Annotated in this window: 25 protein-coding genes and 1 pseudogene; 9 read left to right on the plus strand and 17 right to left on the minus strand. The window is 68.3% G+C overall.

The genetic code is table 11. The features are described from left to right. Positions 1–83: 83 nt before the first annotated feature. The gene (locus A5648_RS00850) at positions 84–563 is read left to right on the plus strand and encodes an NUDIX hydrolase (RefSeq protein WP_065022727.1); all 480 of its coding nucleotides are present in this window, start codon (positions 84–86) and stop codon (positions 561–563) included. Here the strand turns inward: A5648_RS00850 and A5648_RS00855 are convergent. Continuing rightward, positions 560–1,483: a heme o synthase gene (locus A5648_RS00855; RefSeq protein WP_065022728.1), complete on the minus strand. Its 924-nt coding sequence runs from the start codon at positions 1,481–1,483 to the stop codon at positions 560–562. The genes A5648_RS00850 and A5648_RS00855 overlap by 4 nt on opposite strands. 203 nt (positions 1,484–1,686) lie before the next feature. On the opposite strand from A5648_RS00855, the gene tkt reads away from it, so the two are divergent. From tkt to A5648_RS00885, 6 genes are read left to right on the plus strand one after another with little or no spacing between them, the layout of a single operon-like run. Next, positions 1,687–3,777 (plus strand): transketolase, encoded by a 2,091-nt coding sequence (tkt, locus tag A5648_RS00860; RefSeq protein ID WP_065022729.1) that lies wholly within the window; start codon positions 1,687–1,689, stop codon positions 3,775–3,777. A gap of 44 nt (positions 3,778–3,821) precedes the next feature. Continuing rightward, the gene (gene tal, locus A5648_RS00865) at positions 3,822–4,934 is read left to right on the plus strand and encodes a transaldolase (RefSeq protein ID WP_065022730.1); all 1,113 of its coding nucleotides are present in this window, start codon (positions 3,822–3,824) and stop codon (positions 4,932–4,934) included. A gap of 4 nt (positions 4,935–4,938) precedes the next feature. Next, on the plus strand, positions 4,939–6,495 hold the full coding sequence (gene zwf, locus A5648_RS00870; protein WP_065022731.1) for a glucose-6-phosphate dehydrogenase: 1,557 nt from the start codon (positions 4,939–4,941) through the stop codon (positions 6,493–6,495). Further along, positions 6,492–7,403, plus strand: a complete 912-nt coding sequence (opcA, locus tag A5648_RS00875; RefSeq protein WP_065022794.1) for a glucose-6-phosphate dehydrogenase assembly protein OpcA — start codon at positions 6,492–6,494, stop codon at positions 7,401–7,403. Before zwf ends, opcA begins: the two co-directional genes overlap by 4 nt. Continuing rightward, positions 7,400–8,146: a 6-phosphogluconolactonase gene (pgl, locus tag A5648_RS00880; protein ID WP_065022732.1), complete on the plus strand. Its 747-nt coding sequence runs from the start codon at positions 7,400–7,402 to the stop codon at positions 8,144–8,146. Before opcA ends, pgl begins: the two co-directional genes overlap by 4 nt. A 33-nt stretch (positions 8,147–8,179) precedes the next feature. Next, positions 8,180–8,578 carry an ATPase gene (locus tag A5648_RS00885; protein ID WP_065022733.1) on the plus strand — a complete coding sequence of 133 codons (399 nt, stop codon included), beginning with the start codon at positions 8,180–8,182 and terminating at the stop codon, positions 8,576–8,578. A gap of 12 nt (positions 8,579–8,590) precedes the next feature. Here the strand turns inward: A5648_RS00885 and secG are convergent, their stop codons facing one another. From secG to A5648_RS00960, 16 genes and pseudogenes are all read right to left on the minus strand, one after another. Next, positions 8,591–8,824: a preprotein translocase subunit SecG gene (gene secG / locus A5648_RS00890; protein WP_064853893.1), complete on the minus strand. Its 234-nt coding sequence runs from the start codon at positions 8,822–8,824 to the stop codon at positions 8,591–8,593. A gap of 42 nt (positions 8,825–8,866) precedes the next feature. Continuing rightward, the gene (gene tpiA / locus A5648_RS00895) at positions 8,867–9,652 is read right to left on the minus strand and encodes a triose-phosphate isomerase (RefSeq protein WP_065022734.1); all 786 of its coding nucleotides are present in this window, start codon (positions 9,650–9,652) and stop codon (positions 8,867–8,869) included. Continuing rightward, positions 9,649–10,884 (minus strand): phosphoglycerate kinase, encoded by a 1,236-nt coding sequence (locus A5648_RS00900; protein WP_065022735.1) that lies wholly within the window; start codon positions 10,882–10,884, stop codon positions 9,649–9,651. The genes tpiA and A5648_RS00900 overlap by 4 nt, the downstream gene beginning before the upstream one ends. An 11-nt stretch (positions 10,885–10,895) precedes the next feature. Beyond that, positions 10,896–11,918: a type I glyceraldehyde-3-phosphate dehydrogenase gene (gene gap, locus A5648_RS00905; protein WP_064853896.1), complete on the minus strand. Its 1,023-nt coding sequence runs from the start codon at positions 11,916–11,918 to the stop codon at positions 10,896–10,898. Positions 11,919–11,965: 47 nt separating this feature from the next. Further along, positions 11,966–13,732, minus strand: a complete 1,767-nt coding sequence (locus A5648_RS00910; protein WP_065022736.1) for a DUF3556 domain-containing protein — start codon at positions 13,730–13,732, stop codon at positions 11,966–11,968. A 78-nt stretch (positions 13,733–13,810) separates the two neighbouring features. Then, positions 13,811–14,638, minus strand: coding sequence for an alpha/beta hydrolase (locus A5648_RS00915; RefSeq protein ID WP_207511557.1), 828 nt, complete (start codon positions 14,636–14,638; stop codon positions 13,811–13,813). Between the two features lie 12 nt (positions 14,639–14,650). Further along, positions 14,651–14,911 (minus strand): annotated as a pseudogene (locus A5648_RS24275) (HNH nuclease); the annotation flags it as partial. 196 nt (positions 14,912–15,107) lie between these two features. Continuing rightward, positions 15,108–15,734: a DUF2510 domain-containing protein gene (locus A5648_RS22235; RefSeq protein ID WP_082966262.1), complete on the minus strand. Its 627-nt coding sequence runs from the start codon at positions 15,732–15,734 to the stop codon at positions 15,108–15,110. Between the two features lie 272 nt (positions 15,735–16,006). Continuing rightward, complete coding sequence (whiA, locus tag A5648_RS00925; RefSeq protein WP_082966263.1) at positions 16,007–16,984, minus strand: DNA-binding protein WhiA; 978 nt, start codon at positions 16,982–16,984, stop codon at positions 16,007–16,009. After that, positions 16,981–18,060: a YvcK family protein gene (locus A5648_RS00930; RefSeq protein WP_064853900.1), complete on the minus strand. Its 1,080-nt coding sequence runs from the start codon at positions 18,058–18,060 to the stop codon at positions 16,981–16,983. Before A5648_RS00930 ends, whiA begins: the two co-directional genes overlap by 4 nt. Positions 18,061–18,109: 49 nt before the next feature. Next, positions 18,110–19,045, minus strand: coding sequence for an RNase adapter RapZ (gene rapZ, locus A5648_RS00935; protein WP_065022739.1), 936 nt, complete (start codon positions 19,043–19,045; stop codon positions 18,110–18,112). Beyond that, positions 19,042–21,000, minus strand: coding sequence for an excinuclease ABC subunit UvrC (uvrC, locus tag A5648_RS00940; RefSeq protein ID WP_065022740.1), 1,959 nt, complete (start codon positions 20,998–21,000; stop codon positions 19,042–19,044). The genes rapZ and uvrC overlap by 4 nt, the downstream gene beginning before the upstream one ends. A gap of 10 nt (positions 21,001–21,010) precedes the next feature. Then, positions 21,011–21,484, minus strand: a complete 474-nt coding sequence (locus A5648_RS00945; protein ID WP_428844295.1) for a PH domain-containing protein — start codon at positions 21,482–21,484, stop codon at positions 21,011–21,013. After that, on the minus strand, positions 21,481–21,936 hold the full coding sequence (gene ribH / locus A5648_RS00950) for a 6,7-dimethyl-8-ribityllumazine synthase (protein ID WP_064853961.1): 456 nt from the start codon (positions 21,934–21,936) through the stop codon (positions 21,481–21,483). The genes A5648_RS00945 and ribH overlap by 4 nt, the downstream gene beginning before the upstream one ends. Positions 21,937–21,956: 20 nt before the next feature. Continuing rightward, positions 21,957–23,234, minus strand: a complete 1,278-nt coding sequence (locus tag A5648_RS00955) for a bifunctional 3,4-dihydroxy-2-butanone-4-phosphate synthase/GTP cyclohydrolase II (RefSeq protein WP_065022741.1) — start codon at positions 23,232–23,234, stop codon at positions 21,957–21,959. Positions 23,235–23,330: 96 nt separating this feature from the next. After that, positions 23,331–23,939: a riboflavin synthase gene (locus A5648_RS00960; RefSeq protein ID WP_065022742.1), complete on the minus strand. Its 609-nt coding sequence runs from the start codon at positions 23,937–23,939 to the stop codon at positions 23,331–23,333. 52 nt (positions 23,940–23,991) lie between these two features. On the opposite strand from A5648_RS00960, the gene A5648_RS00965 reads away from it, so the two are divergent. Together A5648_RS00965 and A5648_RS00970 are read left to right on the plus strand one after the other, a co-directional pair. After that, a complete protein-coding gene (locus tag A5648_RS00965; protein WP_065022743.1) occupies positions 23,992–24,690 on the plus strand; it encodes an LppX_LprAFG lipoprotein in 699 nt (232 codons plus the stop codon). Then, positions 24,690–26,243: an MFS transporter gene (locus A5648_RS00970; protein ID WP_065022744.1), complete on the plus strand. Its 1,554-nt coding sequence runs from the start codon at positions 24,690–24,692 to the stop codon at positions 26,241–26,243. Before A5648_RS00965 ends, A5648_RS00970 begins: the two co-directional genes overlap by 1 nt. The last annotated feature ends 4 nt before the right edge of the window (positions 26,244–26,247 follow it).

Below are 26,247 nucleotides of genomic sequence, written 5' to 3' on the forward strand. Positions count from 1 at the left end.
CCACCAGCGCAAGATGTTCCACCCTCGCGTTACCTGGACTAATGCTGTGAGGCTGAACCGAGCTGCCTGGCACGATCGGTCACATGCCGATTCCGCAGTTCATCGTCGACCTCCGGGCCGCCATCGGCCACGCCCCGCTCTGGCTGACCGGCGTGACGGCAGTGGTGATCCGCGACGATGAGGTGCTGCTCATCGAGCGGGCGGATAACGGCATCTGGGCGCCGGTCACCGGGATCGTCGACCCCGGTGAGGAGCCGGCCGACGCCGCGGTCCGCGAAGTCGCCGAGGAGACCGGTGTCACCGCGGTGCCGCAACGCCTGGTCTGGGTGCACGCCACCGCGCCGGTGACTCACGCCAACGGGGATCACGCCCAATACCTCGACCACGTCTTCGCCATGCGCTGGGTGGCCGGCGAGCCCTACCCGGCCGACGATGAGAGCACCGATGCGCGGTGGTGCGCGCTGGCGGCGCTACCGGAGATGCCGGAACGGATGCGGCAGCGCATCGCGGCTGTGCTCAACGTGCACGGCGAGACCCGCTTCGAGTGGAACGGTGGGTCTTAGAACAGCGTGGGCAAGCCGATGGCCGAGTCCACCGCCAGTGCGCAGAACACCACCGCGAGGTAGTTGTTCGACTGCAGGAACAGCCGCAGCGGCTTGACCGGCTCCCCGCGGCGCACCCCGGCATAGAGCTGGTGGGCCATGGCCAGGAACCAGACCCCGGCCAGGAACGCCACTGAGGCGTACAGCCAGCCGGCGGCGGGCACCAGCGCCAGTGTGGCGGCCACCGTCGCCCAGGTGTAGACCACGATGCGGTGCGTGACGACGCGCTCGGTGGCGACCACCGGCAGCATCGGCACCCCCGCCGCGGCGTAGTCGTCCTTGTAGCGCATCGCCAGCGCCCAGGTGTGCGGCGGAGTCCAGAAGAAGATCACCAAGAACATCACCAGCGCCGGCCAGCCGATGGTGCCGGTCACCGCCGACCAGCCGATCACCACCGGCATGCAACCGGCCGCCCCGCCCCAGACCACGTTCTGCGAGGTGTGCCGTTTGAGCAGCATCGAATAGACCAGCACGTAGAAGGCGATGGTGGCCACCGCCAGCAGGCCCGAGACCAGGTAGGTGGTGCGCCACAGCCAGACGAAGGAGATGGCACCGAGCACCAGACCGAACACCAGCGCGTTGCGCGTCGGGACGGCATCGCGGGCCAGCGGCCGGCGCGCGGTGCGCTTCATCACCTTGTCGATGTCGGCGTCGACCACGCAGTTCAGGGCGTGCGCGCCCGCGGCGGCCAGCATCCCGCCGATCAGCGTGTTGAAGATCAGCAGCGGATTCACCGTACCGCGGTCGGCCAACAGCATCGCCGGAATGGTCGTCACCAACAGCAACTCGATGATCCGTGGCTTGGTCAACGACAGGTACGCCAGGAAGGTGGAACGTATTGCGCGTATTCGGCGCGGCGCGGCGCGCTCGCGAATACTCACGTGATGACTCCTCAGATGGCAGCAGCGACGCCAGCGTCTACTACGGACGATGGTAGACCGCGCAGCCGGGTCGACCGAATCGCAGGGTCGATTCATGGGTAATACACACGGCGACCGGACCTGCAACACTACCCGGCCCCCCACTAGGGTGAGAACCAACCAGGCTTGCCTAAACACATCCCGAAGATGAGGACTTCACGTTCGTGACCACTGCTGCAGAGATCTCCGCCCTCACCCAAGCCCACCACCCCGACGACTGGGCCGAGATCGACTCGGTCGCCGTCGACACCGCCCGGGTGCTGGCCGCCGATGCGGTGCAGAAGGTCGGCAACGGCCACCCCGGCACCGCGATGAGCCTGGCGCCGCTGGCGTACACCCTGTTCCAGCGGGTGATGCGCCACGACCCCTCCGACACGCACTGGCTGGGCCGCGACCGGTTCATCCTGTCCTGCGGGCATTCGAGTCTGACGCTCTACATCCAGCTCTACCTGGGCGGTTTCGGGCTGGAGCTGTCCGACATTGAGTCGCTGCGGACCTGGGGTTCCAAGACGCCGGGGCACCCGGAGTTCCGCCACACCAAGGGGGTGGAGATCACCACCGGTCCGCTGGGGCAGGGTCTGGCCTCCGCGGTCGGGATGGCGATGGCCGCCCGCTACGAGCGCGGGCTGTTCGACCCCGACACGGCCCCCGGCCAGAGCCCGTTCGATCACTACATCTACGTGATCGCCTCGGACGGCGACATCGAAGAGGGCGTCACCAGTGAGGCGTCGTCGCTGGCCGCGGTCCAGCAGCTGGGCAACCTGATCGTGTTCTACGACCACAACAAGATCTCCATCGAAGACGACACCAACATCGCGCTGTGCGAGGACACCGCGGCCCGCTATGAGGCCTACGGCTGGCACGTGCAGCGAGTCGAGGGCGGCGAGAACGTGACCGGCATCGAGGAGGCCATCGCCAAGGCGAAGGCCGTCACCGACCGGCCCTCGTTCATCGAGCTGCGCACGATCATCGGCTATCCGGCGCCGAATCTGATGAACACCGGCAAGGCGCACGGCGCGGCACTCGGCGACGACGAGGTGGCCGCCACCAAGTCCGCGCTCGGATTCGACCCGGACAAGTCCTTCGACGTTCGCGAGGACGTGATCACCCACACCCGCGGGCTGGTGGGCCGCGGCAAGGCGGCGCGGGACGAGTGGCAGGCCCAGTTCGAGTCATGGGCGGCCCGGGAGCCGGAGCGCAAGGCACTGCTGGACCGGTTGACCGCTGGTGAGCTGCCGGACGGCTGGGACGCCGACCTGCCGTACTGGGAGCCCGGCTCCAAGGAGATCGCGACCCGCGCCGCGTCCGGCAAGGTGCTCAATGCGGTGGGGCCGAAGCTTCCCGAATTGTGGGGCGGCTCAGCCGATCTGGCGGGCAGCAACAACACCACGATGGACAATGTCAAGTCGTTCGGCCCGGCGTCGATCTCCACCAAGGACTACACCGCCGACCCGTACGGGCGCACCCTGCACTTCGGGGTCCGCGAGCACGCGATGGGCTCGATACTGTCGGGCATCGTGCTGCACGGCCCGACCCGCGCCTACGGCGGCACCTTCCTGCAGTTCTCCGACTACATGCGGCCGGCGGTGCGGCTGGCCGCGTTGATGGACATCGACACCATCTATGTGTGGACCCACGATTCGATCGGCCTGGGCGAAGACGGCCCCACCCACCAGCCGATCGAGCACTTGGCGGCGCTGCGTGCCATCCCCCAGCTGTCGGTGGTGCGTCCGGCCGATGCCAATGAGACCGCTTACGCCTGGCGCACCGTGCTGGCCCGCGGCGCGGACAGCGGACCGGTCGGGCTGATCCTGACGCGTCAGGGCCTGCCGATCCTGGAGGGCACCGACCCCGAGGGGGTCGCGCGCGGCGGTTATGTGCTCGGCGATCCCGGCACCGAGCGGCCCGACGTGGTGCTGATCGCCACCGGGTCGGAGGTACAGCTCGCCGTGGCAGCACAGAAGCTGTTGGCGGACAAGGGCATCACTGCCCGCGTGGTGTCGATGACCTGTCTGGAGTGGTTCGAGTCGCAGCCGGTCGAGTATCGCGACGCGGTACTGCCGCCCGCGGTGTCGGCGCGTGTCGCGGTGGAAGCCGGTGTCGCGCAGTGCTGGCATAAACTGGTAGGTGACACCGGGGAAATCGTCTCGATCGAGCACTACGGCGAGTCCGCCGACCACAAGACGCTGTTCCGTGAATTCGGTTTCACTCCGGAGGCCGTCGTCGCCGCCGCCGAACGAACCCTGGAGCGATGAAGCAAACCGTGGCCGCATGACGGCCGATTGAGAAGGAGCGCAACATGACTCAGAACGAAAGGCTCGCCGCTCTGAGCGCCGCCGGCGTATCGGTGTGGCTCGACGATCTGTCCCGCGACCGGCTGACGTCGGGCAACCTGGCCGAGCTGGTCGCCACCCGCAGCGTCGTCGGGGTGACCACCAACCCGACCATCTTCCAGAAGGCCCTGGAGAAGGGCCATGCCTACGACAAGCAGCTGGCCGAACTGGCCGCGCGCGGCGCCGACGTCGACGCGGTGATCCGCACTGTCACCACCGACGACGTGCGCAACGCGTGTGACGTGTTGACCAAGGCGTGGGAGGCCTCCGACGGCGTCGACGGCCGGGTGTCGATCGAAGTCGACCCCCGCCTGGCCCATGACACCGACAAGACCGTCGCGCAGGCCGTCGAGCTGTGGAAGATCGTCGACCGGCCCAACCTGTTCATCAAGATCCCGGCCACCAAGGCCGGACTGCCGGCCATCACCGCGGTGCTGGCCGAAGGCATCTCGGTCAACGTCACGCTGATCTTCTCCGTCGAGCGGCACCGAGAGGTGATGGACGCCTACCTGGCCGGCCTGGAAGCGGCCAAGGCCGCCGGGCACGATCTGGCCAAGATCCATTCGGTGGCGTCGTTCTTCGTCTCCCGGGTGGACACCGAGGTGGACAGCCGGCTCGAGAAGATCGGTTCGGCGGACGCCCTGGCGCTGCGCGGAAAGGCCGGCGTGGCCAACGCCCGACTGGCCTACGCCGCCTACGAGGAGGTCTTCGCCGGTGAGCGCTTCGCGGCGTTGGCGGCGCACGGCGCCCGGGTGCAGCGCCCGCTGTGGGCCTCGACCGGGGTCAAGAACCCGGACTACCCGGACACCCTGTACGTCACCGAGTTGGTGGCCCCGCACACCGTCAACACCATGCCGGAGGCGACGATAGAGGCGGTGGCCGACCACGGCGATGTCACCGGCAACACCATCGCCGGTACCGCTTCATCGGCCCAGCAGGTCTTCGACCAACTCTCGGCGGTGGGCATCGATCTGACCGACGTGTTCCTGGTGCTGGAGAACGAGGGCGTGGACAAGTTCGAGGTCTCCTGGGGAGAACTGCTGGACGCCACCGCGTCGCAGCTCGACGCCGCCAAGTGACCTGATGGTGGGCGCAGGCGCAGCGCGAAGCAGTGCCGCGGGGTGGCGCAACCCCCTGCGGGACAAGCGGGACAAGCGCCTGCCTCAGATCGCCGGCCCGTGCGGCGTGGTGATCTTCGGGGTGACCGGCGACCTGGCCCGGCGCAAGCTGATGCCGGCCATCTATGACTTGGCCAACCGCGGGCTGCTGCCTCCGACATTCGCCCTGGTCGGCTTCGCTCGCCGGGACTGGGCCGACCAGGATTTCGTCGACGTCGTCTACCAGGCCGTCAAGCAGCACGCCCGGACACCGTTCCGTCAGGTCGTGTGGGACCGGTTGGCTGCCGGGTTCCGTTTCGTGACAGGCACCTTCGACGATGATGCCGCTTTCGCCCAGCTGGCCGAGACGCTGGAGAAGCTGGACGCCGAGCGCGGCACCGGCGGCAACCACGCCTTCTATCTGTCGATCCCGCCCGACGCGTTCCCGGTGGTGTGCGAGAAGCTGCACGCCAGCGGGCTGGCCCGCCCGCGGGAGGGCCGCTGGAGCCGGGTGGTGATCGAAAAGCCGTTCGGTCACGACCTCTCCAGCGCGGTCGAGCTCAACAGCGTGGTCAACAGCGTCTTCCCGGAGGAGTCGGTGTTTCGCATCGACCACTACCTGGGCAAGGAGACGGTCCAGAACATCCTGGCGCTGCGGTTCGCCAACCAGCTGTTCGACCCGATCTGGAACGCGCACTACGTCGACCATGTGCAGATCACCATGGCCGAAGACATCGGCCTGGGGGGGCGGGCCGGCTACTACGACGGCATCGGCGCCGCCCGCGATGTGATTCAGAACCACCTGCTGCAGTTGCTTGCCCTGACCGCCATGGAGGAGCCGGTGAGCTTCTCCCCCGCCGAGCTGCAGGCCGAGAAGATCAAGGTGCTCTCGGCGACCAAACTGGCGCTGCCGCTGGATGAAACCACCTCCCGCGGGCAGTACACGGCCGGCTGGCAGGGCGGCGAGCACGTCGTCGGTCTGCTCGAGGAGGAGGGGTTCGCCGCGGACTCCCGCACCGAGACCTATGCGGCCATCACGCTGGAGGTCGACACCCGGCGTTGGGCCGGGGTGCCGTTCTATCTGCGCAGCGGCAAGCGACTGGGGCGTCGTGTCACCGAGATCGCGCTGGTGTTCAAGCAGGCGCCGCACCTGCCGTTCGACGCCACCATGACCGATGAGCTGGGCAAGAACGCCCTGGTGATCCGGGTGCAGCCCGACGAGGGGATCACCCTGCGATTCGGATCCAAGGTGCCCGGCCATCTCATGGAAGTCCGCGACGTCAACATGGATTTCTCCTACGGCTCGGCGTTCTCCGAGGATTCACCGGAAGCCTACGAACGGCTGATTCTCGACGTGCTGCTCGGTGAGCCGTCGCTGTTCCCGGTCAACGCCGAAGTCGAATTGTCTTGGCAGATACTCGATCCGGTTCTGCAGAACTGGGAGCAGCACGGCAGACCCGAGCCCTATGAGGCCGGTACCTGGGGTCCGCGGTCGTCGTTCGAGATGCTGGAGCGCTCCGGGCGGGAATGGCGGCGCCCGTGATTGTCGAACTGCCGGACACCACCACCAACGCAATCAACAAGAAGCTCGACGAGTTACGCGAGCAGGTCGGCGCGGCCACCACCGGCCGGGTGCTGAGCCTGATCATCGCGATCGAGAACGACACGCTGCTCGACGAGTCCATCGCCGCGGCCAATATGGCCAGCCAGGAGCATCCCAGCCGGGTGATCGTGGTGATAACCGACGACACCGATGCCCGCAATGCCCGCCTGGACGCCCAGCTGCGGATGTTCGGCGACGCCGGCGCCGGCGAGGTGGTGGTGCTGCGGCTGTCGGGCCCGCTCGCCGGCCACGCCGATGCGGTCGTGGTGCCGTTTCTGTTGCCCGACATCCCGGTGGTCGCGTGGTGGCCCGAGATCGCGCCGTCGGCACCGGCCGTCGACCCGCTGGGCGCCCTGGCGGTGCGTCGGATCACCGACGCCACCAACAGCCCGGATCCGCTGGCGGCGATCAAGGGCCGGCGGGGCGGCTACACCGCCGGCGACACCGACCTGTCCTGGAGTCGCATCACCTACTGGCGGGCGCTGCTGGCGTCGGCGGTGGATCAGCCGCCGTATGAGCCGATCCGCTCGGCGCTGGTATCGGGACTGTCGACCGAACCGGCGCTGGACATCTTGGCCGGCTGGCTGGCCAGTCGTATCGATGGGCCGGTACGCCGCGCGGTCGGCGAGCTGAAGATCGAGCTGGTGCGCGACAGCGAAACGGTGGTGCTGAGCCGGCCCCAGACCGGGGTGATCGCCACCTTGAGCCGCACCGCCGGCCCGGACGCGCTGGTTCCGCTGCCGCGCCGGGTGACCGCCGAGTGCTTGGCCGAAGACCTGCGCCGACTGGACCCCGACCCCATCTATGGCGCCGCGTTGGTCGGCCTCGAGGAAGTGGAGTATCTGTGACTGTAACGACCTACCGCGATACCGAGGAACTCATCGCCGCCGCCGGTGACCGGCTGGCCGATGCCATCGAGGCAGCCGTCGCCGCCCGGGGCCGCGCGCTGATCGTGCTGACCGGCGGCGGCAGCGGTATCGCGCTGCTCAAGCGCCTCGGCGAGCACGCTGCACGCATCGACTGGACACGCGTGCACCTGTTCTTCGGCGACGACCGGTTCGTCCCGGCCGACGATGCCGAACGCAACGACAAGCAGGCCCGTGAGGCGCTGCTGGGCCGCATCGACATCCCGGCCGCCAATGTGCACGCCATGCCGGCGAGTGACGGCGAATGCGGCGACGACCTCGAGGCCGCCGCGCAGGCCTACCAGGAGGTGCTGGCCGCCAACGCCGAGCCGGGCCAGCCGGCACCGGATTTCGACGTGCACCTGTTGGGAATGGGCCCCGAGGGCCACATCAATTCGCTGTTCCCCGATACCCCCGCGGTGCGCGAGACGACCCGCCTGGTGGTCGGGGTGCCCGACTCACCCAAGCCGCCGCCGCGGCGCATCACGCTGACGCTGCCCGCGGTCCGGCGCTCCCGCCAGGTGTGGCTGGTGGTGTCCGGGGAGGCCAAGGCCGAGGCGGTGGCCGCCGCGGTCGGCGGCGCCGACCCGGTCTCGGTGCCGGCGGCCGGGGCCGTCGGGCGCGAAGAGACGGTGTGGCTGCTCGATGCCGGGGCGGCCGCGCAGCTGCCCGCGCAATCTCGCTGACCGGCGCTCGGCGCTGCCCGCCGTCGCGTCATAATGAGCGGCATGGCAGACAGAGGCTCGGGCACTGGCGGGGAACGCAATCGGCTCAAGACATTGGCGCAGGCGGCGCTGAACGCCGACGTGACCGTCGGGCAACTCGAAGACGTCCTGAGCGGCCTGGGCGACACGATGAACGCCTTGAACAGTTCCCTGGCCGGCCTCAACGCCACCGTCGAACGCCTCGGTGACGGCCTGGACCACCTGGATGAGACCATGGCCAGTCTCGACGACCTGGCCCGCCGGCTGGTTGCCCTGATCGAACCGGTGGAGACCATCGTCAGCCGGATGGACGATATCGTCAGCGTCGGCGAGACCGCGATGGCGCCGCTGGCCGCGACCGAGAACATGGTCCGGGGCATGTTCAACGCCATGCGCAACCGGGTGGTGCGTTAAGCGCCGCCTGGTTCAGGCGTATTTGATGAGCAGGCCCACCGCGATGATCGACACCAGCCAGATCGCGATGACGAAGTAGGTCAGCCGGTCGAGGTTCTTCTCCACCACCGTCGAGCCGGACAGGCTGGACTGCACGCCGCCGCCGAACAGGGTCGACAGGCCGCCACCCTTGGCGCGGTGCAGCAGCACCAGCAGCACCACCAGCAGGCTGGTGATCACCAAGAGGATCTGCAGCGTCAAGATCATGGCCGCTACCCTACCGTGCCACGCAGGGCCATCACGGCCCGCCTAGACAAGGGGCCCGCCGGCCGCCAGCGCCGCCAGGGTGGCGAACTGCTCGCCGTCCAGCGACGCCCCGCCGACCAGACCGCCGTCCACGTCGGGCTGCCCGATCAGTTCACCGATGTTCTTGGCGTTGACCGAGCCGCCGTAGAGCACCCGCACGGCCTCGGCCACCTTCGGCGAGGCGAGCTTGCCCAGCTCGGCGCGCACCGCGGCACACACCTCCTGGGCGTCGGCGGCACCGGCGACCCGGCCGGTGCCGATCGCCCACACCGGCTCGTAGGCGATGACGGTCGCGCCGATCTGCTCGGCACTGAGCCCGGCCAGCGAGCCGCGCAACTGCTCCAGGCAGTGCTCGACATGGTTACCGGCCTCCCGGATCTCCAGGTGCTCGCCGATGCAGACGATCGGGGTCAGTCCGTGCTTGAGGGCGGCGGCCGCCTTGGCCGCCACCAGCGCGTCGTCCTCGCCGTGGTAGCTGCGCCGCTCGGAGTGCCCGACGACGACGTAGCTGCAGCCCAGCTTGGCCAGGAACGCCCCGCTGACCTCGCCGGTGTAAGCGCCTGAGTCATGCTGCGAGAGGTCCTGGGCGCCGAAGGTCAGCCGCAGCTTGTCCCCGTCGACCAGGGTCTGCACGCTGCGCAGGTCGGTGAACGGAGGCAGCACGGTCACATCGACCTTGTCGTAGTACTTGTCCGGCAGCGAGAACGCCACCTTCTGCACCAGCGCGATCGCCTCGAAGTGGTTGAGGTTCATCTTCCAGTTGCCGGCGATCAGCGGTTTGCGACTCATTGCGCCCCTTCGGTCTCCAGTGCCTGCAGGCCTGGCAGTTGTTGTCCCTCAAGGTATTCCAGCGACGCCCCGCCGCCGGTGGAAATGTGCGAGAAACCGCGCTCGGGCAGGCCGAGTGCTCGCACCGCCGCAGCGGAGTCCCCGCCGCCGACCACGCTGAACGCGCCCTTGCCGGTGGCCGCCGCGATCGCCTCGGCCACGCCCTTGGTGCCGGCGGCGAACGCCGGGAACTCGAACACCCCCATCGGCCCGTTCCAGAAGATGGTCCGGGCATTCGACAGCAGGGCGGCGAACCGCTCGACCGAACCGGGACCGATGTCCAGGCCCATCTTGTTCTCCGGGATGGCGTCGGCCGCGACCAGTTCGCCGGTGGCGGCGGCGTCGAACTTGTCGGCGACCACGATGTCCACCGGCAGCCGCAGCACGTCGCCGTAGTCGTCCAGCAGCTGCCGGCAGGTGTCGACCATGTCGGCTTCCAGCAGCGAGGTGCCCACCGGCAGCCCTTGGGCGGCCAGGAAGGTGAAGCACATGCCGCCGCCGATCACGATGCTGTCGGCCTTGGTCGCCAGCGACTTGATCACGCCCAGCTTGTCGGAGACCTTCGACCCGCCCAGCACCACCGCGTAGGGGCGCTCGGTGGACTCGGTCAGCTGCTGCAGCACCTGGATCTCCGCGGCGACCAGCTTGCCGGCGTACGACGGCAGCAGGGTCGCGACGTCGTAGACCGAGGCCTGCTTGCGGTGCACCACGCCGAACCCGTCGGAGACGAATGCCCCCGGCGTGCCGTCCGGTGCGGCGACCAGCTCGGCCAGCGCCCGGGCCAGCGCGAGGCGCTCCTTGTCGTCCTTGCTGGTCTCCCGCGGGTCGAAGCGGATGTTCTCCAGCAGCAGCACGTCACCGTCGGTGAGGCCTTCGGCGCGGGCCAGCGCATCGGTGCCGACCACATCACCGGCCAGCTGAACGTGTCGGCCCAGCTGTTCGCCGAGCGCGGCCGCGACCGGCGCCAGCGACAGCGCCGGGTCGGGCTTGCCCTTGGGCCGGCCCAGGTGGGCGGTCACCACCACCTTGGCGCCGGCCTCGACCAGCGCGCGCAGCGTCGGCACCGACGCGGTGATCCGGCCCGGATCGGTGATGTTGCCGTGGTCGAGGGGGACGTTGAGATCGCTGCGCACCAGCACGCCGCGCCCACTCACCCCCTGCGCCAGAAGATCTTCCAGAGACTGGATGGTCACGGCGGCCGGACTTACAGGGACTTGCCGACGAGGGCGACCAGGTCAACCAGCCGGTTGGAGTAGCCCCACTCGTTGTCGTACCAGGAGACCACCTTGGCCTGGTTGTCGATCACCTTGGTCAGGCCGGCGTCATACAGCGAGCTGTGCGGGTCGGTGACGATGTCGCTGGAGACGATCGGGGCGTCGTAGTACTTCAGGATGCCCTTCATCGGTCCCTCGGCGGCGGCCTTCATCGCGGCGTTGATGTCGGCGATCGAAGCCGACTTGCTCAGCTCGGCGGTCAGGTCGGTGACCGAGCCGGTGGGGATCGGCACCCGCAGCGCGTAGCCGTCCAGCTTGCCCTTCAGCTCCGGCAGCACCAGGCCGATCGCCTTGGCGGCACCGGTGGAGGTCGGCACGATGTTGATCGCGGCCGCCCGCGCCCGGCGCAGGTCGGAGTGCGGGCCGTCCTGCAGGTTCTGGTCCTGGGTGTAGGCGTGGATGGTGGTCATCAGGCCCTTGACGATCCCGAACTCGTCGTTGAGCACCTTGGCCAGCGGCCCCAGGCAGTTCGTGGTGCACGAGGCGTTGGAGATGATCTTCTGGCTGCCGTCGTACTTGTCGTCGTTGACGCCCAGCACGATGGTGATGTCCTCATCGGAGGCGGGCGCGGAGATGATCACCTTCTTGGCGCCGGCGTCCAGGTGGCCCTGGGCCTTGTCGCGCTTGGTGAAGATGCCGGTGGACTCGACGACGACGTCGACGCCTAGGTCGCCCCAGGGCAGCGCCGCCGGGCCTTCCTTGACCTCCAGCGCCTTGATCTTGGTGTTGCCGACGACGATGGTGTCGTCGCCCTCGAGGCTGACGTCGTGGGGCAGCCGACCCAGGATGGAGTCGAATTTCAGCAGGTGCGCCAGGCTGGCGTTATCGGTCAGGTCATTGACCGCGACGATCTCGATGTCGGTATTGGCGCCCTGGGCCTTCTGCGCGTCCAATGCCCTGAAGAAGTTGCGCCCGATGCGGCCGAAGCCGTTCACGCCTACCCGGACCGTCACTGGTCTCTCCTCGTGTCGCCTAGTTTGCTGGTGTATTCGACGCCAGCCTAATGCGTGACCGAACCCACAGGTCCTTCGGTACGGCGGACCGGGAACTCGTCACCGGGCTCGGGCCACGGCTGACGACTGAGCATGTCGGCTACCGCCACATAGCCCGCTTCGATCAGTCCGGATTTGGCGTCGACGATGCGGTAGGCCTGTTCCTTGCGGTGAATGGGCTGGCCTTCGAGCATGATCACCCGCAGGTCGCCGTCTTCGAAGTGGCAGCGGCGCTGCACCGCGGCCAGCAGCTGCTCGTTGTGCAGGTGGCCTTCGCCGAAGTTCCACCCGATCAGCGGGCCGGCGATGATCTCGCCGTCGCGGATGCTGTAGTCGGCTTGGTTTTTGATGGCGCGCGGCAGCAGCCCGTTGAGTGCGCGACCGTGCAGGTGCATCGCGCGGAAGGCCCCCGGAACCTTGTCGGCCACGAGTTCGGCGGTGGCGCGGTCGTAGAGCTTGGCGAGCTGGTTGATGACCAGCGCCGAACTCTTGACCGTGCGCGCCTCGAGGGTGTCTTCGGCGCCGTCGCGGAAGCACCACAGGCTCGAGGCCCAGTTTCCGGCGTAGTAACGCATCGCCGGCAGGAACGAGATCTGTTGGGGAAACATGTTTCCCGCGATCGGCATGACCACCAGGCCGGCGACCAGTATGACCCCCAGCAGTGGTGAGCGCAGGTCGTACACCTGAATTTCGGCGTGCTGGCCGAAGAGATAGAACAGCGAGAAGATGAAGAACACGTTCCATTCCAACGGAACTCCCATCGGAAGGTTGGAGATGATGTTGAGGTGGAAGACCACCATGAACGCGATCAGGGCCCACCGCCAGGGCTGATCACCGGCGACCAGCACCAGCAGCGCCGGCACGATGAATTCGGCGGTGGTGCCGCCGACGTGTGCCATCAGTTGCGGTATCCGGGTGGGCCGTAGGTCGTTGGCGTGATCGCGGTAGAGCAGGTGCTTGAACCGGGTGAACATCCTGGGCCGTAACAGGGCGTTGTTGCTCATCATCACGGCCACCACGTACGGGAAGTGATGGTTGAGCTTGGAGGTCGCTGCGCCCCACCACAAACCGAGCAGGATGAGCTTGAACGCGGCCATCTGGTCGACGTAGGGAAAGAAGAACACCAGCAACGTCAGCCCGTAGTGCTCGGCGCGGGCCGCCAGGAAGATCGTCTTGTCCCGCAGCCCCAGCAGCACCAGTGCCGCGATGATCGGGACCACCCGGATCGGGTCGATCAGGCCGATCTCGCCGGCGCCGCCGGTGCCGGTGTCCGGGACCCCGGGCGAGAGCAACAGCCAGATTCCGGAGGCCAGCACCGCGGCGTACAGCGCGACGTCGAGCAGGGTCCGGGTGTCGCCGCCGGTGAGCGGGACCCGGCCCGGCCAGGGCGGCAGCCGAATCGTCTTGGGCCGCAGCCAGTATAGGAATCCGCCGATCGGCGGCCAGAATCGTCCGGTCAGCGGGCCGGAGCCGCAGCCCAGTCCCAGGATCTCGAACAGCAAGCTGAAGACGACGACCTTCTGGTAGACGATCGGCTGCGTCCACCATTCGGTGATCCGGCCCAGCCCGCCCAGGCCCGGGGTCAGCGCAATGACCGCCGCGGCGCCGACGGCGTAGGCCGTGATCTTGAGCAGATACAGCAGATAGATCGCTGACGGGGTGCCGAATCCGTGTTCGGCCCAGTGCCGGCTGCAGATCTGCGCCCGGGTGGCCCACGGCATACTGCGCCAGGTCTCGGGATCCGCATCGGGAACCGTCGGTGCGATGAACCCCATCTTGGCCTCACTCCCCTGGCTTGTGCATGTTCAGTTATAGCGATACGCGTCATGTTCGCGACGCGGTTTCGGGTCCGCTCAGGTGTAGGCCGCGCGCAGCAGCGCCGGCGGCCGGAATGGGCGCCAGACCCCGGTAGCTTGTGCCAGCCGGTCGGCGATCGCGAAGATGACCGCGGGATGGTAGGCGAACCCGATGTGACTCGCGGCGACGCCAATGTTCTCCGCTTGCGGCGCGGCGTCGGTGAGGCAGACCCGCCAGCCCACGATGCCGTCGAGCACCGAGTAGATCGAGGTGGTCGGCACCGGCAGCCCAGCCTCGCCGCCGGGCGCAGGCTCGTCGGGCACCCGGGCCTGGAAGTCCCCGTACCAGCGGGCCCACTGCGACCAGCGGGGCCACTGTGGAAAGCCGGACAGGTCACTGGGACGGCCGGCAGCGCCGCGTTGGCGTGCCATGCCGGCGGCGAGCCGTACCGGTGTGCCGAGGGTGATCACCTGGCGGACGGATTCGGGGCTGCGCCAAGCCAATTGGCGTGCATAAAATCCGCCGAGGCTCCAGCCGATCACCGACATCGGTTCCTGGTAGCGATCAGTCAACTCCTCGACGCGGGAGGCCATTCCGTCGAGCACCCGCGGGGTCGGCCCGAGATTGGTGCCCAGCCGCCACCCGTGCATCCGGTAACCCAGCCGCCGCAAGACTCGTCTCAGAACCAGCGTCGAAGTATCGGCGGCGCCCAGGCCGGGCAACACCAGCACCGGGTGGCTGTCACCGCGTGGCAGCAGCGACAGCAGCGGTGCCGTGGACGTGAGCAATCCGACGTCGACCGCGGCCCGGGCCGGTTCGGTGAGGTAGAGCAGCCGGCTAGGGACGGTGGGACGGCGATCGGGCCGTGCGTTGTCGGTCGCCACGGCAGGAGCCTTTCACACCTGGCGACGCACCCAGGCGACGTCATCCTCGGGTGGGTCGGGGTCGCCGTGGAGTAGTTCTTGGGGGTGGTGGGCGTGGTTGATCTGCGGCGGGCTGGTGCCGTCGGTCCAGGCGAGGCGGCCGGTTTTGGTGACGGTGGTGTGTTGGCGGCCGTCGGTGGTGTCGGTGTGGTCGGGGCCGCAGGCGAAGTAGAGGTTGTCGGCGTTGGTGCGGCCGCCTTGGGCCCAGGGTTCGGCTTCGCATGTTGGAGCAGGCGATCGCCGACCACCTGTCCCTGGTGAAACTCGAGCGGGGGGCGGCGAAGTCAGCGCAGCGTCAGGCGGCGCCGAACGCCCGGTGGCAAGCCTGGATTTTTCTGGAGTGGCCCGACCTAAACGTTCGCAGTGCAGCCGAGGTTGAAAACCGCTTGAGCACATGCTCTTTGCGGTACTTAAGGGCAGACTAGCGGCACTAGCGGGGCGGTCCGTATCCATAGGTGAACTCGTCGGTATCCCAGTTCATCATCGCATGATATTTGGGTCCAGCAAGTGTGCCGTCTTCGTTTACTGTATTCGCCACAAAGCATGCAAATATGGTAGTTTGAGCGGTCAGATCATCGGTAGATCCGCCGACTGGACTGCACGATACAGACAGTATCGGCCCGTCGATTAGTCCATCTTGGACGTGTTGTTCGGCCAATTCTTTGACGCTGTCCTCGATGGTCTTTATGGATTCTCTGCGTTCCGTACGCTTCGCGTCGTCTTCCTCTTGCTTACGTTCTGCTTGCGCTGCTGCCGCTTTAGATGAAGATTGCTGCGTCGAGATAATTGCGGCATTTCGCATAGCGGTGTCATGCGTAGTTTTGAGGTAGAAAATTACAGCGCCACCCAAAATGACTGCGACGATGGCAGTGACCGTCCTGATTATGATTTGGTTCGAATTGTGGGCGGCCGTGGTAGTCGTGTTCGCTTGTGGATCGGCCATTGCGGAGTTGGCCATCGGATCCGGTAGCGAGAGCCATTGTTCTCCATCCCAATACCGGTTACCGCCATCTGGAGTTGGATACCAGCCGGCCGGAGGTATCTCTGAATTTTCCAAGGTCGCCCTCGCTTTCTTTCCAGATTCTAGCGTCGGACATAAAGCGGGGATAGCTTTTGGGCGGCCTCTAGACCATCACCGTCGCGATCTCCCGAGAATGGGGGCACCTGTCGGCCGCCGTGCGCGACCGCGGCGGGCAGCCGCGTCGGCGCGCCATCAATCTCGCAATCGCGGCAACCGCCAATGTGCATGGCGTTCCGCTGTTTACCCACAACTCGGGCGACTTTCGCATCATCGACGACCTCGTCGACGTGCGCAGCCCTAGCGCCCTGTCAGGCGTCTTCCAGCAGCTCCGGGGTGACCGCCGACTCGGTGTCGGGGATACCGTCCTGCTTGGCCTTGCGGTCGGCCATCGACAGCAGCCGCCGAATACGGCCTGCCACCGCGTCTTTGGTCATCGGCGGATCGGCCAGCCGGCCCAGCTCCTCCAGGGAGGCCTGCCGGTGCTCCACCCGCAGCTTGCCGGCCGAGGCCAGATGATCGGGCACGGTGTCCCCGAGGATGTCCAACGCGCGTTCCACCCGGGCCGCCGCGGCCACCGCGGCGCGCGCCGAGCGGCGCAGGTTGGCGTCGTCGAAGTTGGCCAGCCGGTTGGCGGTCGCGCGTACCTCGCGACGGATCCGCCGCTCCTCCCAGACCAGCCGGGTGTCCTGGGCGCCCATCCTGGTCAGCAACGCACCGATCGCCTCGCCGTCGCGCACCACCACTCGGTCCGCGCCGCGCACCTCGCGGGCCTTCGCACTGACCCCGAGCCGACGCGCCGCGCCGACCAGCGCCAGGGCCGCCTCCGGACCGGGGCAACCGACCTCCAGCGCCGAGGACCGACCGGGCTCGGTCAGCGATCCGTGCGCCAAAAACGCGCCGCGCCAAGCCGCTTCGGCGTCGGCGACGCTGCCGCCGACGACCTGGGCGGGCAGGCCGCGCACCGGCCGGCCACGCAGGTCCAGCAGGCCGGTCTGGCGGGCCAGCGCTTCGCCGTCCTTGGTGACCCGCAGCACGTAGCGGGTGCTCTTGCGCATCCCGCTGGCCGACAGCACATGCACGATCGCGTTGTAGCCGTACAGGTCGAAGATGTCCTTGCGCAGCCGGCGCGCGATGACGCCCAGGTCCACCTCGGCTTCGACCACGACCCGGCCGGCCACGATGTGCAGCCCGCCGGCGAAGCGCAGCAGCGCCGCGACCTCGGCGCGGCGGGCATTGACCGAACTGACCACGAGACGGCTCAATTCGTCCTTGACTTCAGCCGTCATCGCCACGACTTGTCACCTCCCGGCCCGAGCCCGCTCGGTCCACTCACGCCGGTTTGCCGGCCCCCGCCCTCGGCCGGCGTCGCGACCGGTGTCGGGAGCGTCAGCGGTGACCCGCCGGCGTCCCGAACCCCGTCCAGCGCTGCCGCCAACTTTCCTGGGTCATGTAAAGGTGTACCAGGTCGAGCCACGTCGACGAACCGAACCTCCGCCGCGAACAGATTCGCAGCCCGACGCAGCTGCTCACGTTCGCGCTCACTGGGCACCCGTCCGGCGTCGATGATGATGTGGTCGACGGTGAAACCGGGGGCATGCTGGGCCAATACGTGCAGGTGCCGCTCCACCGAGAAGCCGGCGGTCTCCCCCGGTTCGGCGACCAGGTTGAGCACCAGGGCGCGCCGGGCCGTGGTGTTCTGCAGTGCGGCGGCCAGCCCGGGCACCAGCAGGTGCGGGATGACGCTGGTGAACCACGATCCCGGCCCCAGCACCACCAGGTCGGCGGACATGATGGCGTCGACGGCCTGGCGGGTGGCCGGTGGATTGCCCGGCAGCAGCCGCACCCGGCGCACCTTGCCCGGCGTCGTCGCGATCGCCACCTGGCCCCGGATCACCCCGAACAGCCGCGGGTCGGCGTCGAGTCCGGAGACGTCGGCTTCGATCTGCAGGGCGATCGGGCACATCGGCAGCACCCGCCCTTTGACGCCGAGCATTCGGCCGAGCTCATCGAGTGCGGCCACCGGGTCGGCCAGCACCTCGTTGAGGCCGGCCAGCAGCAGGTTGCCGATCGGGTGGCCGGCCAGCGCGCCGGTGCCGCCGAACCGGTGCTGCAGAATGGTCGCCCACAGCCGCCCGGCGGGACTGTCGGAGGCCAGCGCCGCCAGCGCCATCCGCAGGTCCCCCGGCGGCACCACATCCAACTCGCTGCGCAACCGGCCTGAGGAGCCGCCGTCATCGGCGACGGTGACCACGGCGGTGACGTGCGGCGTCAGCCGACGGGCGGCCGACAGTGTCGCGTACAGGCCGTGCCCGCCGCCGAGCGCCACGATGCTCGGGTTGCCGTGGGCGGGCTCGATGCTCATTTGCGCCGCTCCTTGTCATCGCTGCGCTGTGCATCGTCGCCGGCGCAACTCATTCGCGGCCCAGATCCCGGTGCAGCACCCGCACCGACAGCTCGTCGTTGTCGTCGGCGGTGTCCAACAGCCTCGCCAGCGCCTCGGCAATGGCGACACTGCGGTGCTTTCCGCCGGTACACCCGATGGCCACGGTCATGTATCGCTTTCCTTCTCGTCGATAGCCGCCCACCACCAGAGACAGCAGCCGATGGTAGGCCTCGAGGAATTCGTCCGCACCCGGCTGGCCCAGCACGTAGTCGCGCACCGCCGGATGCTGCCCGGAATGCGGGCGCAGTTCGTCGACCCAGTGCGGGTTGGGCAGGAACCGCACGTCCATCACCATGTCGGCGTCCATCGGCAGGCCGTACTTGTAGCCGAAGGACTCGACCGTGATCGAGGTGGGAGCCGTGACGGCGTCCCCGCCGAACATCTCCTCGATGCTCTCGCGCAGCTCGCGCACGCTGAGCACCGAGGTGTCGATGACCAGGTCGGCCACCGCGCGGACCGGCGCCAGCATGACCCGCTCGGCGGTGATGCCCTCGGTGAGCGTCTGCTGGCCCTGCAGCGGGTGGCTGCGGCGGTTGTGTTCGTAGCGGCGGATCAGTACGTCGTCGCCGGCGTCCATGAACAGCACCCGCGGGTTGACGCCTCGCGTCGCCAGCTCGTTACGTACCGAGTCCAGGTCTCCGGTGAATCCCGCCGAGCGCACGTCCATCACCACCGCCAGCTGGGTGATCCGCGAGCCTGCCGCCAAACCCAGGTCCACCATCCGGGTGATCAGGTCCGGCGGCAGATTGTCGGCGACGTACCAGCCCAGGTCCTCGAGCACCTTGGCGGCGGTGCCGCGCCCGGCGCCGGACAGCCCGGTGACCAGCACGACGTCGATACCGGCGCCGTCTCCGGGGCCGGCGATGTCGCGCTCCCGCACGCCCTTCGGTGCTTCCCTGGTCATCCCGACATCCGTTGCTGTTCAGCGGCACCCGTCGCGCCGTCGGCCCCCAGTGCCTCGAGAACGGCTGCCGCGGTCGCCGCGCCGATTCCCGGGATCGAGGTGAGCTCTTCGACGGTAGCCTTTTTCAGTCGTGCCACCGAGCCGAAATGCGAGATCAACACCTTGCGCCGGTGCTCACCGAGGCCGGGTACCGCATCCAGCACTGAGGCGGTCATCCGCTTGGACCGTTTGCTGCGATGGTAGGTGATGGCGAACCGGTGCGCTTCGTCGCGGATCCGCTGCAGCAGATACAGGCCTTCGCTTTGCCTCGGCAGGATGATCGGGTCCGGCTCTGAGGGCACCCACACTTCCTCCAGGCGCTTGGCCAGCCCGATAGTCGCGACGTCGGTGATACCGAGCTCGGCGAGCACGGCTGCCGCGGCGTTGACCTGCGGAGCGCCACCGTCCACCACGTAGAGATTCGGCGGGTAGGCGAATTTTCGTGATTTGCCTTCCGGGGCAAGCACTTCCGCATCCAGGTGGCGACGGAACCGGCGGCGGGTCACCTCGGCGATCGAGGCCACGTCGTCGGAGCGGCCCTCGCCGGCGGCCTCTCGGATCGCGAAGTGGCGGTAGTCCGACTTACGGGGCAAGCCATCCTCGAACACCACCAGGGATCCGACCACATCAGTGCCCTGCACATGGCTGATGTCCACGCATTCGATGCGCAGCGGTGCGTCGGGCAGGCCCAGGGATTCCTGAATGTTCTGCAGCGCAGCGGTTCTGGCGGTGAAATCTCCGGCTCGTTTCAGCTTATGTTGCTGCAGTGCGTGTTTGGCGTTTCGCTCCACGGTCTCGGCCAGTGCGCGCTTATCACCGCGCAACGGTACCCGCAGCGACACCCGCGAACCCCGCAGGCCCGACAGCCAGCTGATCAGCTCGTCGGCGTTGGCCGGCAGACAGGGCACCAGCACCTCGCGTGGCACCGGGTTGGTCGGCTCATCGGCCGCACCTTCCAATTCGGCCTGGTCGCCGTAGAACTGGGTGACGAACTGCTCGACCAGCTGCCCCAGGGAGCTGTCGGCATCGCCGGGGTCGCCGGGCTTTTCGACGATCCAGCCGCGCTGCCCGCGCACCCGGCCGCCGCGCACGTGAAACACCTGGACCGCCGCTTCCAGCTCGTCCTCGGCGAAGGCCACCACGTCGGCGTCGGTGCCGTCGCCGAGCACCACGGCCTGCTTCTCCAGGGCTCGTTTCAGGGCAGCAACATCGTCGCGCAGCCGCGCGGCGCGTTCGAAGTCCAGTTCATCGGAGGCGGCCAGCATCTGCTGTTCGAGGCTGCGGACCAGCCGGTCGGTCTTACCGGCCAGGAAGTCGCAGAAGTCGTCCACGATCCGCCGGTGCTCCTCGGCGCTGACCCGACCGATGCACGGCGCGGAGCACTTGCCGATGTAGCCGAGCAGACAGGGCCGGCCGATCTGCTGGTGGCGCTTGAACACCCCGGCCGAGCAGGTGCGCGCCGGAAACACCCGCAACAGCAGGTCCAGGGTTTCGCGGATCGCCCAGGCGTGCGAGTACGGCCCGAAGTAGCGCACCCCTTTGCGGCGCGGCCCGCGGTAGACCATCAGCCGCGGGTACTCCTCGTTCAAGGTGACCGCCAATACGGGGTAGGTCTTGTCGTCGCGGTAGCGGACGTTGAACCGCGGGTCGAACTCCTTGATCCAGTTGTATTCCAGCTGCAGCGCCTCGACCTCGGTGTTGACCACCGTCCACTCCACCTTGGCGGCGGTGGTCACCATCTGGCGGGTGCGCGGGTGCAGGCCGGCGATGTCGGCGAAGTACGACGTGAGCCGTGACCGCAGGCTTTTCGCCTTGCCCACGTAGATGACCCGGCCGTGCGGGTCGACGAATCGGTAGACGCCGGGCTCGACGGGAATGGAGCCGGGCGCCGGGCGATATGTCGCGGGGTCTGGCACGGTTACGAGGCTAGTCCGGCGGTGCGTCAGACGGCCGGTAGCGCGCGATCAGGGCCCGCATGGTGCGCATGGCCTGCACCGCGCGCTCCTTGTCGGCGGACTGGATGGCCACCAGCGGAATGTATTCGTCGTCGGGCAGCTCCAGCCGGGCCCAGCGTTTGCCCGGCGGGAAGGACACCCCGAGCACGTGCGCCCACGGGATCAGCCGATCGCCGAGCGCGTTGCGCACCGAGACCCCGGACGCGCCCGCCCGCACCCGGGCGCGCGCGAACAGCAGTAGCGAGCCGGCCACGATGATGCCCAGCACTATGACGGCCACCCGGTCGTAGGTACGAAAGATCACCCCGCTGGAGCGGATCGTCAGAAGAAAGCTCACCACGACGTGGATCGCGACGATCAGGACCGCGGCGCTCCATAAGCCGATCCGCATCAGCCGTGGACGCACCTGCAGATCCCACTGCGGGGACCCGGACGGGCCCGTCACAGCGCGGCGCGAAGGTCGCGCAGGGTCAGTGCCGTGCTCAGCGCGGCGGCGGCCGCCTGGGCGCCCTTGTCCTCGGCCGAACCGGGCAGCCCGGCGCGATCCAGCGCCTGCTGCTCGTCGTTGACGGTGAGCACCCCGTTGGCCACCGGTGTCGCCGCGTCCAGCGACACCCGGGTCAGGCCCTGGGTCACCGCGTCGCAGACATAGTCGAAATGCGGTGTGCCGCCGCGGATCACCACACCGAGCGCGACGACCGCGTCGTGGTTTCGGGCCACCTCCTGGGCCACTACCGGGATCTCTATCGCCCCGAGCACCCGTACCACCGTGGGTTGGGCGACGCCGGCGTCGGCGGCCACCTGGCGGGCACCGGCCAGCAGGGCGTCACAGATCCGGGTGTGCCAGGTGCTGGCCACGATCGCCAAGCGCACACCGGAGGCCTCGAGCGCCGGCATGTCCGGCACGCCAGTACCGCTCACAGCGCCCCGCCGAATTCGCCGGGCAGGTGCGAAGCCTCGTCGAAGTCCTCCAGCCCGGTCAGCTCGTGGCCCATCCGGTCCCGCTTGGTCATCAGGTAGCGGATGTTCTCGGCGTTGGCCCGCACCGGCAGCGGCACCCGCTCGATGATGTGCAGCCCGTAGCCGTCCAGGCCGACCCGCTTGGCCGGATTGTTGGTCAGCAGGCGCATCGAACGCACCCCGAGATCCACCAGGATCTGCGCACCGATGCCGTAGTCGCGCGCGTCGGCCGGCAACCCCAGCTTGAGGTTGGCGTCGACGGTGTCGTCGCCGGCATCCTGCAGCTGGTAGGCCTGCAGCTTGTGCAGCAGCCCGATGCCGCGGCCCTCGTGGCCACGCATGTAGAGCACCACCCCGCGGCCCTCGTGGGCCACCATCGCCAGCGCCGCATCCAGCTGCGGCCCGCAGTCGCAGCGCCGGGAGCCGAAGACGTCGCCGGTCAGGCACTCGGAGTGCACCCGGACCAGCACGTCGTCGCCGTCATTGTGCGGCCCGGCGATCTCACCGCGCACCAGCGCGACGTGCTCGACGTCCTCGTAGATGCTGGTGTAGCCGACCGCACGGAATTCGCCGTGGCGGGTCGGGATGCGGGCTTCGGCGACCCGCTCGATGTGCTTCTCGTGCTTGCGGCGCCACTCGATCATGTCGGCGATGGAGATCAGCGCCAGGCCGTGTTCGTCGGCGAAGATCCGCAGCTCGTCGGTCTGGGCCATCGCGCCCTCGTCCTTCTGGCTGACGATCTCGCAGATCGCGCCGGCCGGCTGCAGGCCGGCCATCCGGGCCAGATCGACCGCGGCCTCGGTGTGACCCGGCCGGCGCAGCACGCCGCCGTCCTTGGCGCGCAGCGGCACCACGTGCCCGGGCCGGGTGAATTCGTCGGCGGCGCTGCCCGGATCGGCCAGCAGCCGCATCGTGGTCGCCCGGTCCGAGGCCGAAATCCCGGTCCCCACATTGTTCTTGGCGTCGACGGTGACGGTGTAGGCGGTGCCGTGCTTGTCCTGGTTCACCGCGTACATCGGCAGCAGGCCCAGCCGGTCGCAGATCGCGCCGTCCAGTGGCACGCACAGATACCCGGAGGTGTAGCGCACCATGAACGCCACCAATTCGGGGGTGGCCTTCTCGGCGGCGAAGATCAGATCGCCTTCGTTCTCCCGGTCCTCGTCGTCGATGACGACGACGGCTTTACCCGCCGCAATGTCGGCAACCGCCCGCTCGACGGTGTCCAACTTCGTCATCTATGCCACCTTGCGTTCGCCGTCTCCGGGTCGCCCGATCGGCGCAACCCGCCCATCCAGTATGAACCACCCCGGGGCCAGGATTTGCCGCCCGACTCATCCAGCGGGATTTGTCACCAGCCGCTCGACGTATTTGGCGATGACGTCCACCTCGAGATTGACCGGCGTGCCGACCGGCGCGCGGCCCAGCGTGGTCAGCTCCAGTGTGGTCGGGATCAACGACACCTCGAAGAAGTCGTCCGGGTCACACCCCAGTCCGGCGACGGTCAGTGAGATGCCGTCGACGGTGATCGAGCCCTTCTCCACCACGTAGCGGGCCAGCGACTTCGGCAGCGAAATCCGCACCACCTCCCAGTGCGGTGCGGGTGTGCGGGCCAGCACGCGCCCGGTGCCGTCGACGTGGCCCTGCACGATGTGCCCGCCCAGGCGGCTGCCCAGCGCGGCCGCGCGTTCCAGGTTCACCGGTCCCCCGACCTGCACCGAGCCCAGGCTGGAGCGATCCAGCGTCTCGCGCATCACGTCGGCGGAGAACCGGCCGCCGGGCAGCACCTCCACCACCGTCAGGCACACCCCGTTGACGGCGATCGAGTCACCGTGGCGAGCGTCGGAGACGACGGTGGGGCCGTGGATGACCAGGCGCGCGGCTTCGGTCAGCTCGTCGCGGCTGACCAGCTCGCCCAGTTCCTCGACGATTCCGGTGAACATCACATCAGGCTATGTCGGTGCTCGGCCGTCCCAGCAGGCCGGCCTCTATACGATGTTGCCCATGCGCAGACTTCTGATCGCCCTGGCCACCGCCACCACCGCCGCCGCCCTGTTCGCCGGCTGCTCGAGCAAGGACTCCGGCGCCCCGTTGCCCGACGCGACGACCCTGGTCAAGGAGTCCGCCAGCACCACCGCGGACCTCAAGAGCGCGCACCTGGCACTGTCGGTGACCGGCCAGATCAAGAACCTGCCGGTCAAAACCCTCGAAGGCGATCTGACCAACGAGCCGACCACCGCGGCCAAGGGCAGCGCCACGATCACCATGCTCGGCAGCGACGTCGACGCCAAGTTCATCGTGATCGACGGCGACCTGTACGCGGCGATCACCGGTGACGACTACGACAACTACGGCGCCGCCGAGAACGTCTATGACGTCGCCGCGATCCTGAGCCCGGACAAGGGGTTGGCCAACATGCTGGCCAATCTGACCGACGAGAAGGCCGCGGGCCGCGAAACCATCAACGGCCAGAAGACGATCCGGGTCACCGGCAATGCGCCCGCCGACGCGGTGAACGCGCTGGCACCGCAGCTCAAGGCCACGGCCTCGACGCCGGCCACGGTCTGGATCCAAGAAGACGGTGACCACCAGCTGGTGCAGGCCAAGCTCGACCCCAGCGCGGGCAACTCGATCCAGATGACGTTGTCGAATTGGAACGCCGCGGTCACCGTTGAGAAGCCGGCAGGAGCGTGATGCGGGTCAATCGCCGACTCGCGATCAGCGCAGGTAGCCTCGCCGTCCTGCTCGGGGCCCTCGACACCTATGTCGTGGTCACGATCATGCGCGACATCATGGCGCCGCAACCGGCCGGTGTCGGGATCCCGATCAACAAGATCCAGCAGCTGACCCCGATCATCACCTGTTATCTGCTCGGCTACATCGCTGCGATGCCGCTGCTGGGCCGAGCCTCCGACCGGTTCGGCCGCAAGCTGCTGCTGCAGGTGAGCCTGGCCACGTTCGCGGTCGGCTCGGTGGTGACCGCGTTGTCGATGGATCTGTCGATGCTGGTGGTCGGCCGCACCATCCAGGGCATCGCCAGCGGCGCCCTGCTTCCGGTGACCCTGGCGCTGGGCGCCGACCTGTGGGCGCAACGCAATCGGGCCGGAGTGCTCGGCGGGATCGGCGCGGCCCAGGAGCTGGGCAGCGTGCTCGGCCCGCTGTACGGCATCTTCATCGTCTGGGCGCTGCGCGACTGGCGCGACGTGTTCTGGATCAATGTGCCGCTGACCGCGATCGCCATGGTGATGATCCACTTCAGCCTGCCGTCGCGTGCCGACTCCGTCGACGACGGGACTCCGCCCGAACGCGTCGACGTCGTCGGCGGGCTGCTGCTGGCGGTCGCGCTGGGCCTGGCCGTCATCGGCCTCTACAACCCCGAACCCAGCGCCAAGCAGGCGCTGCCCCACTGGGGGCTGCCGGTGCTGGGAGCCGCGCTGGTGGCCACCCTGCTGTTCGCGGTCTGGGAGCGGTTCGCCCGCACCAAGCTGATCGACCCGACCGGCGCCCGATTCGGGCCGTTCCTGGCCGCGTTGGGCGCCTCGGTATGTGCCGGCGCGGCGCTGATGGTGACGCTGGTCGATGTCGAACTGTTCGGGCAGGGCGTGCTGGGGATGACCCAGAACGAGGCCGCCGGACTGCTGCTGCGGTTTCTGATCGCGCTGCCGGTGGGCGCCCTGATCGGCGGCTGGATTGCGACCCGGGCCGGCGACCGGGGGGTGACCTTCGTCGGCCTGCTGCTCGCGGCCGGCGGCTACTGGCTGATCTCGAAGTGGCCAGTCGATCTGCTGGCCTACCGGCACGATTTCTTCGGGCTGTTCTCGCTGCCCGCGCTGGACACCGACCAGATGCTGGCCGGCTTCGGGCTGGGCCTGGTGATCGGGCCGCTGACATCGGCGGTGATGCGCGCGGTGCCGCCGCGCGAGCACGGCATCGCCGCGTCCGGTGTGGTGGTCGCCCGGATGACCGGGATGCTGGTCGGGATGGCCGCCCTGTCAGCGTGGGGGCTGTACCGGTTCAATCAGATTCTCGCCGGCATACCCAAGGTGCCCGGCGGCAGCCTGGCCGAGAAGATGGCCGCGACGGCGCACAATTCGAAGCTGGCGTTCGCCATGATGTACGGCGAGATCTTCGGGATCACCGCGATCGTCTGCGTGGTGGGCGCCGTACTCGGGCTGTTCATCGGCAGCAACAAGGATTCCGTCGAGGACCCGGAGTTGCCCGAACCGGAGGCCAGCCTCGCCCGCTGAGCAG

The sequence above is a fragment of the Mycolicibacter sinensis genome (assembly GCF_001673565.1).
Taxonomy (GTDB): Bacteria; Actinomycetota; Actinomycetes; order Mycobacteriales; family Mycobacteriaceae; genus Mycobacterium; species Mycobacterium sinense_C.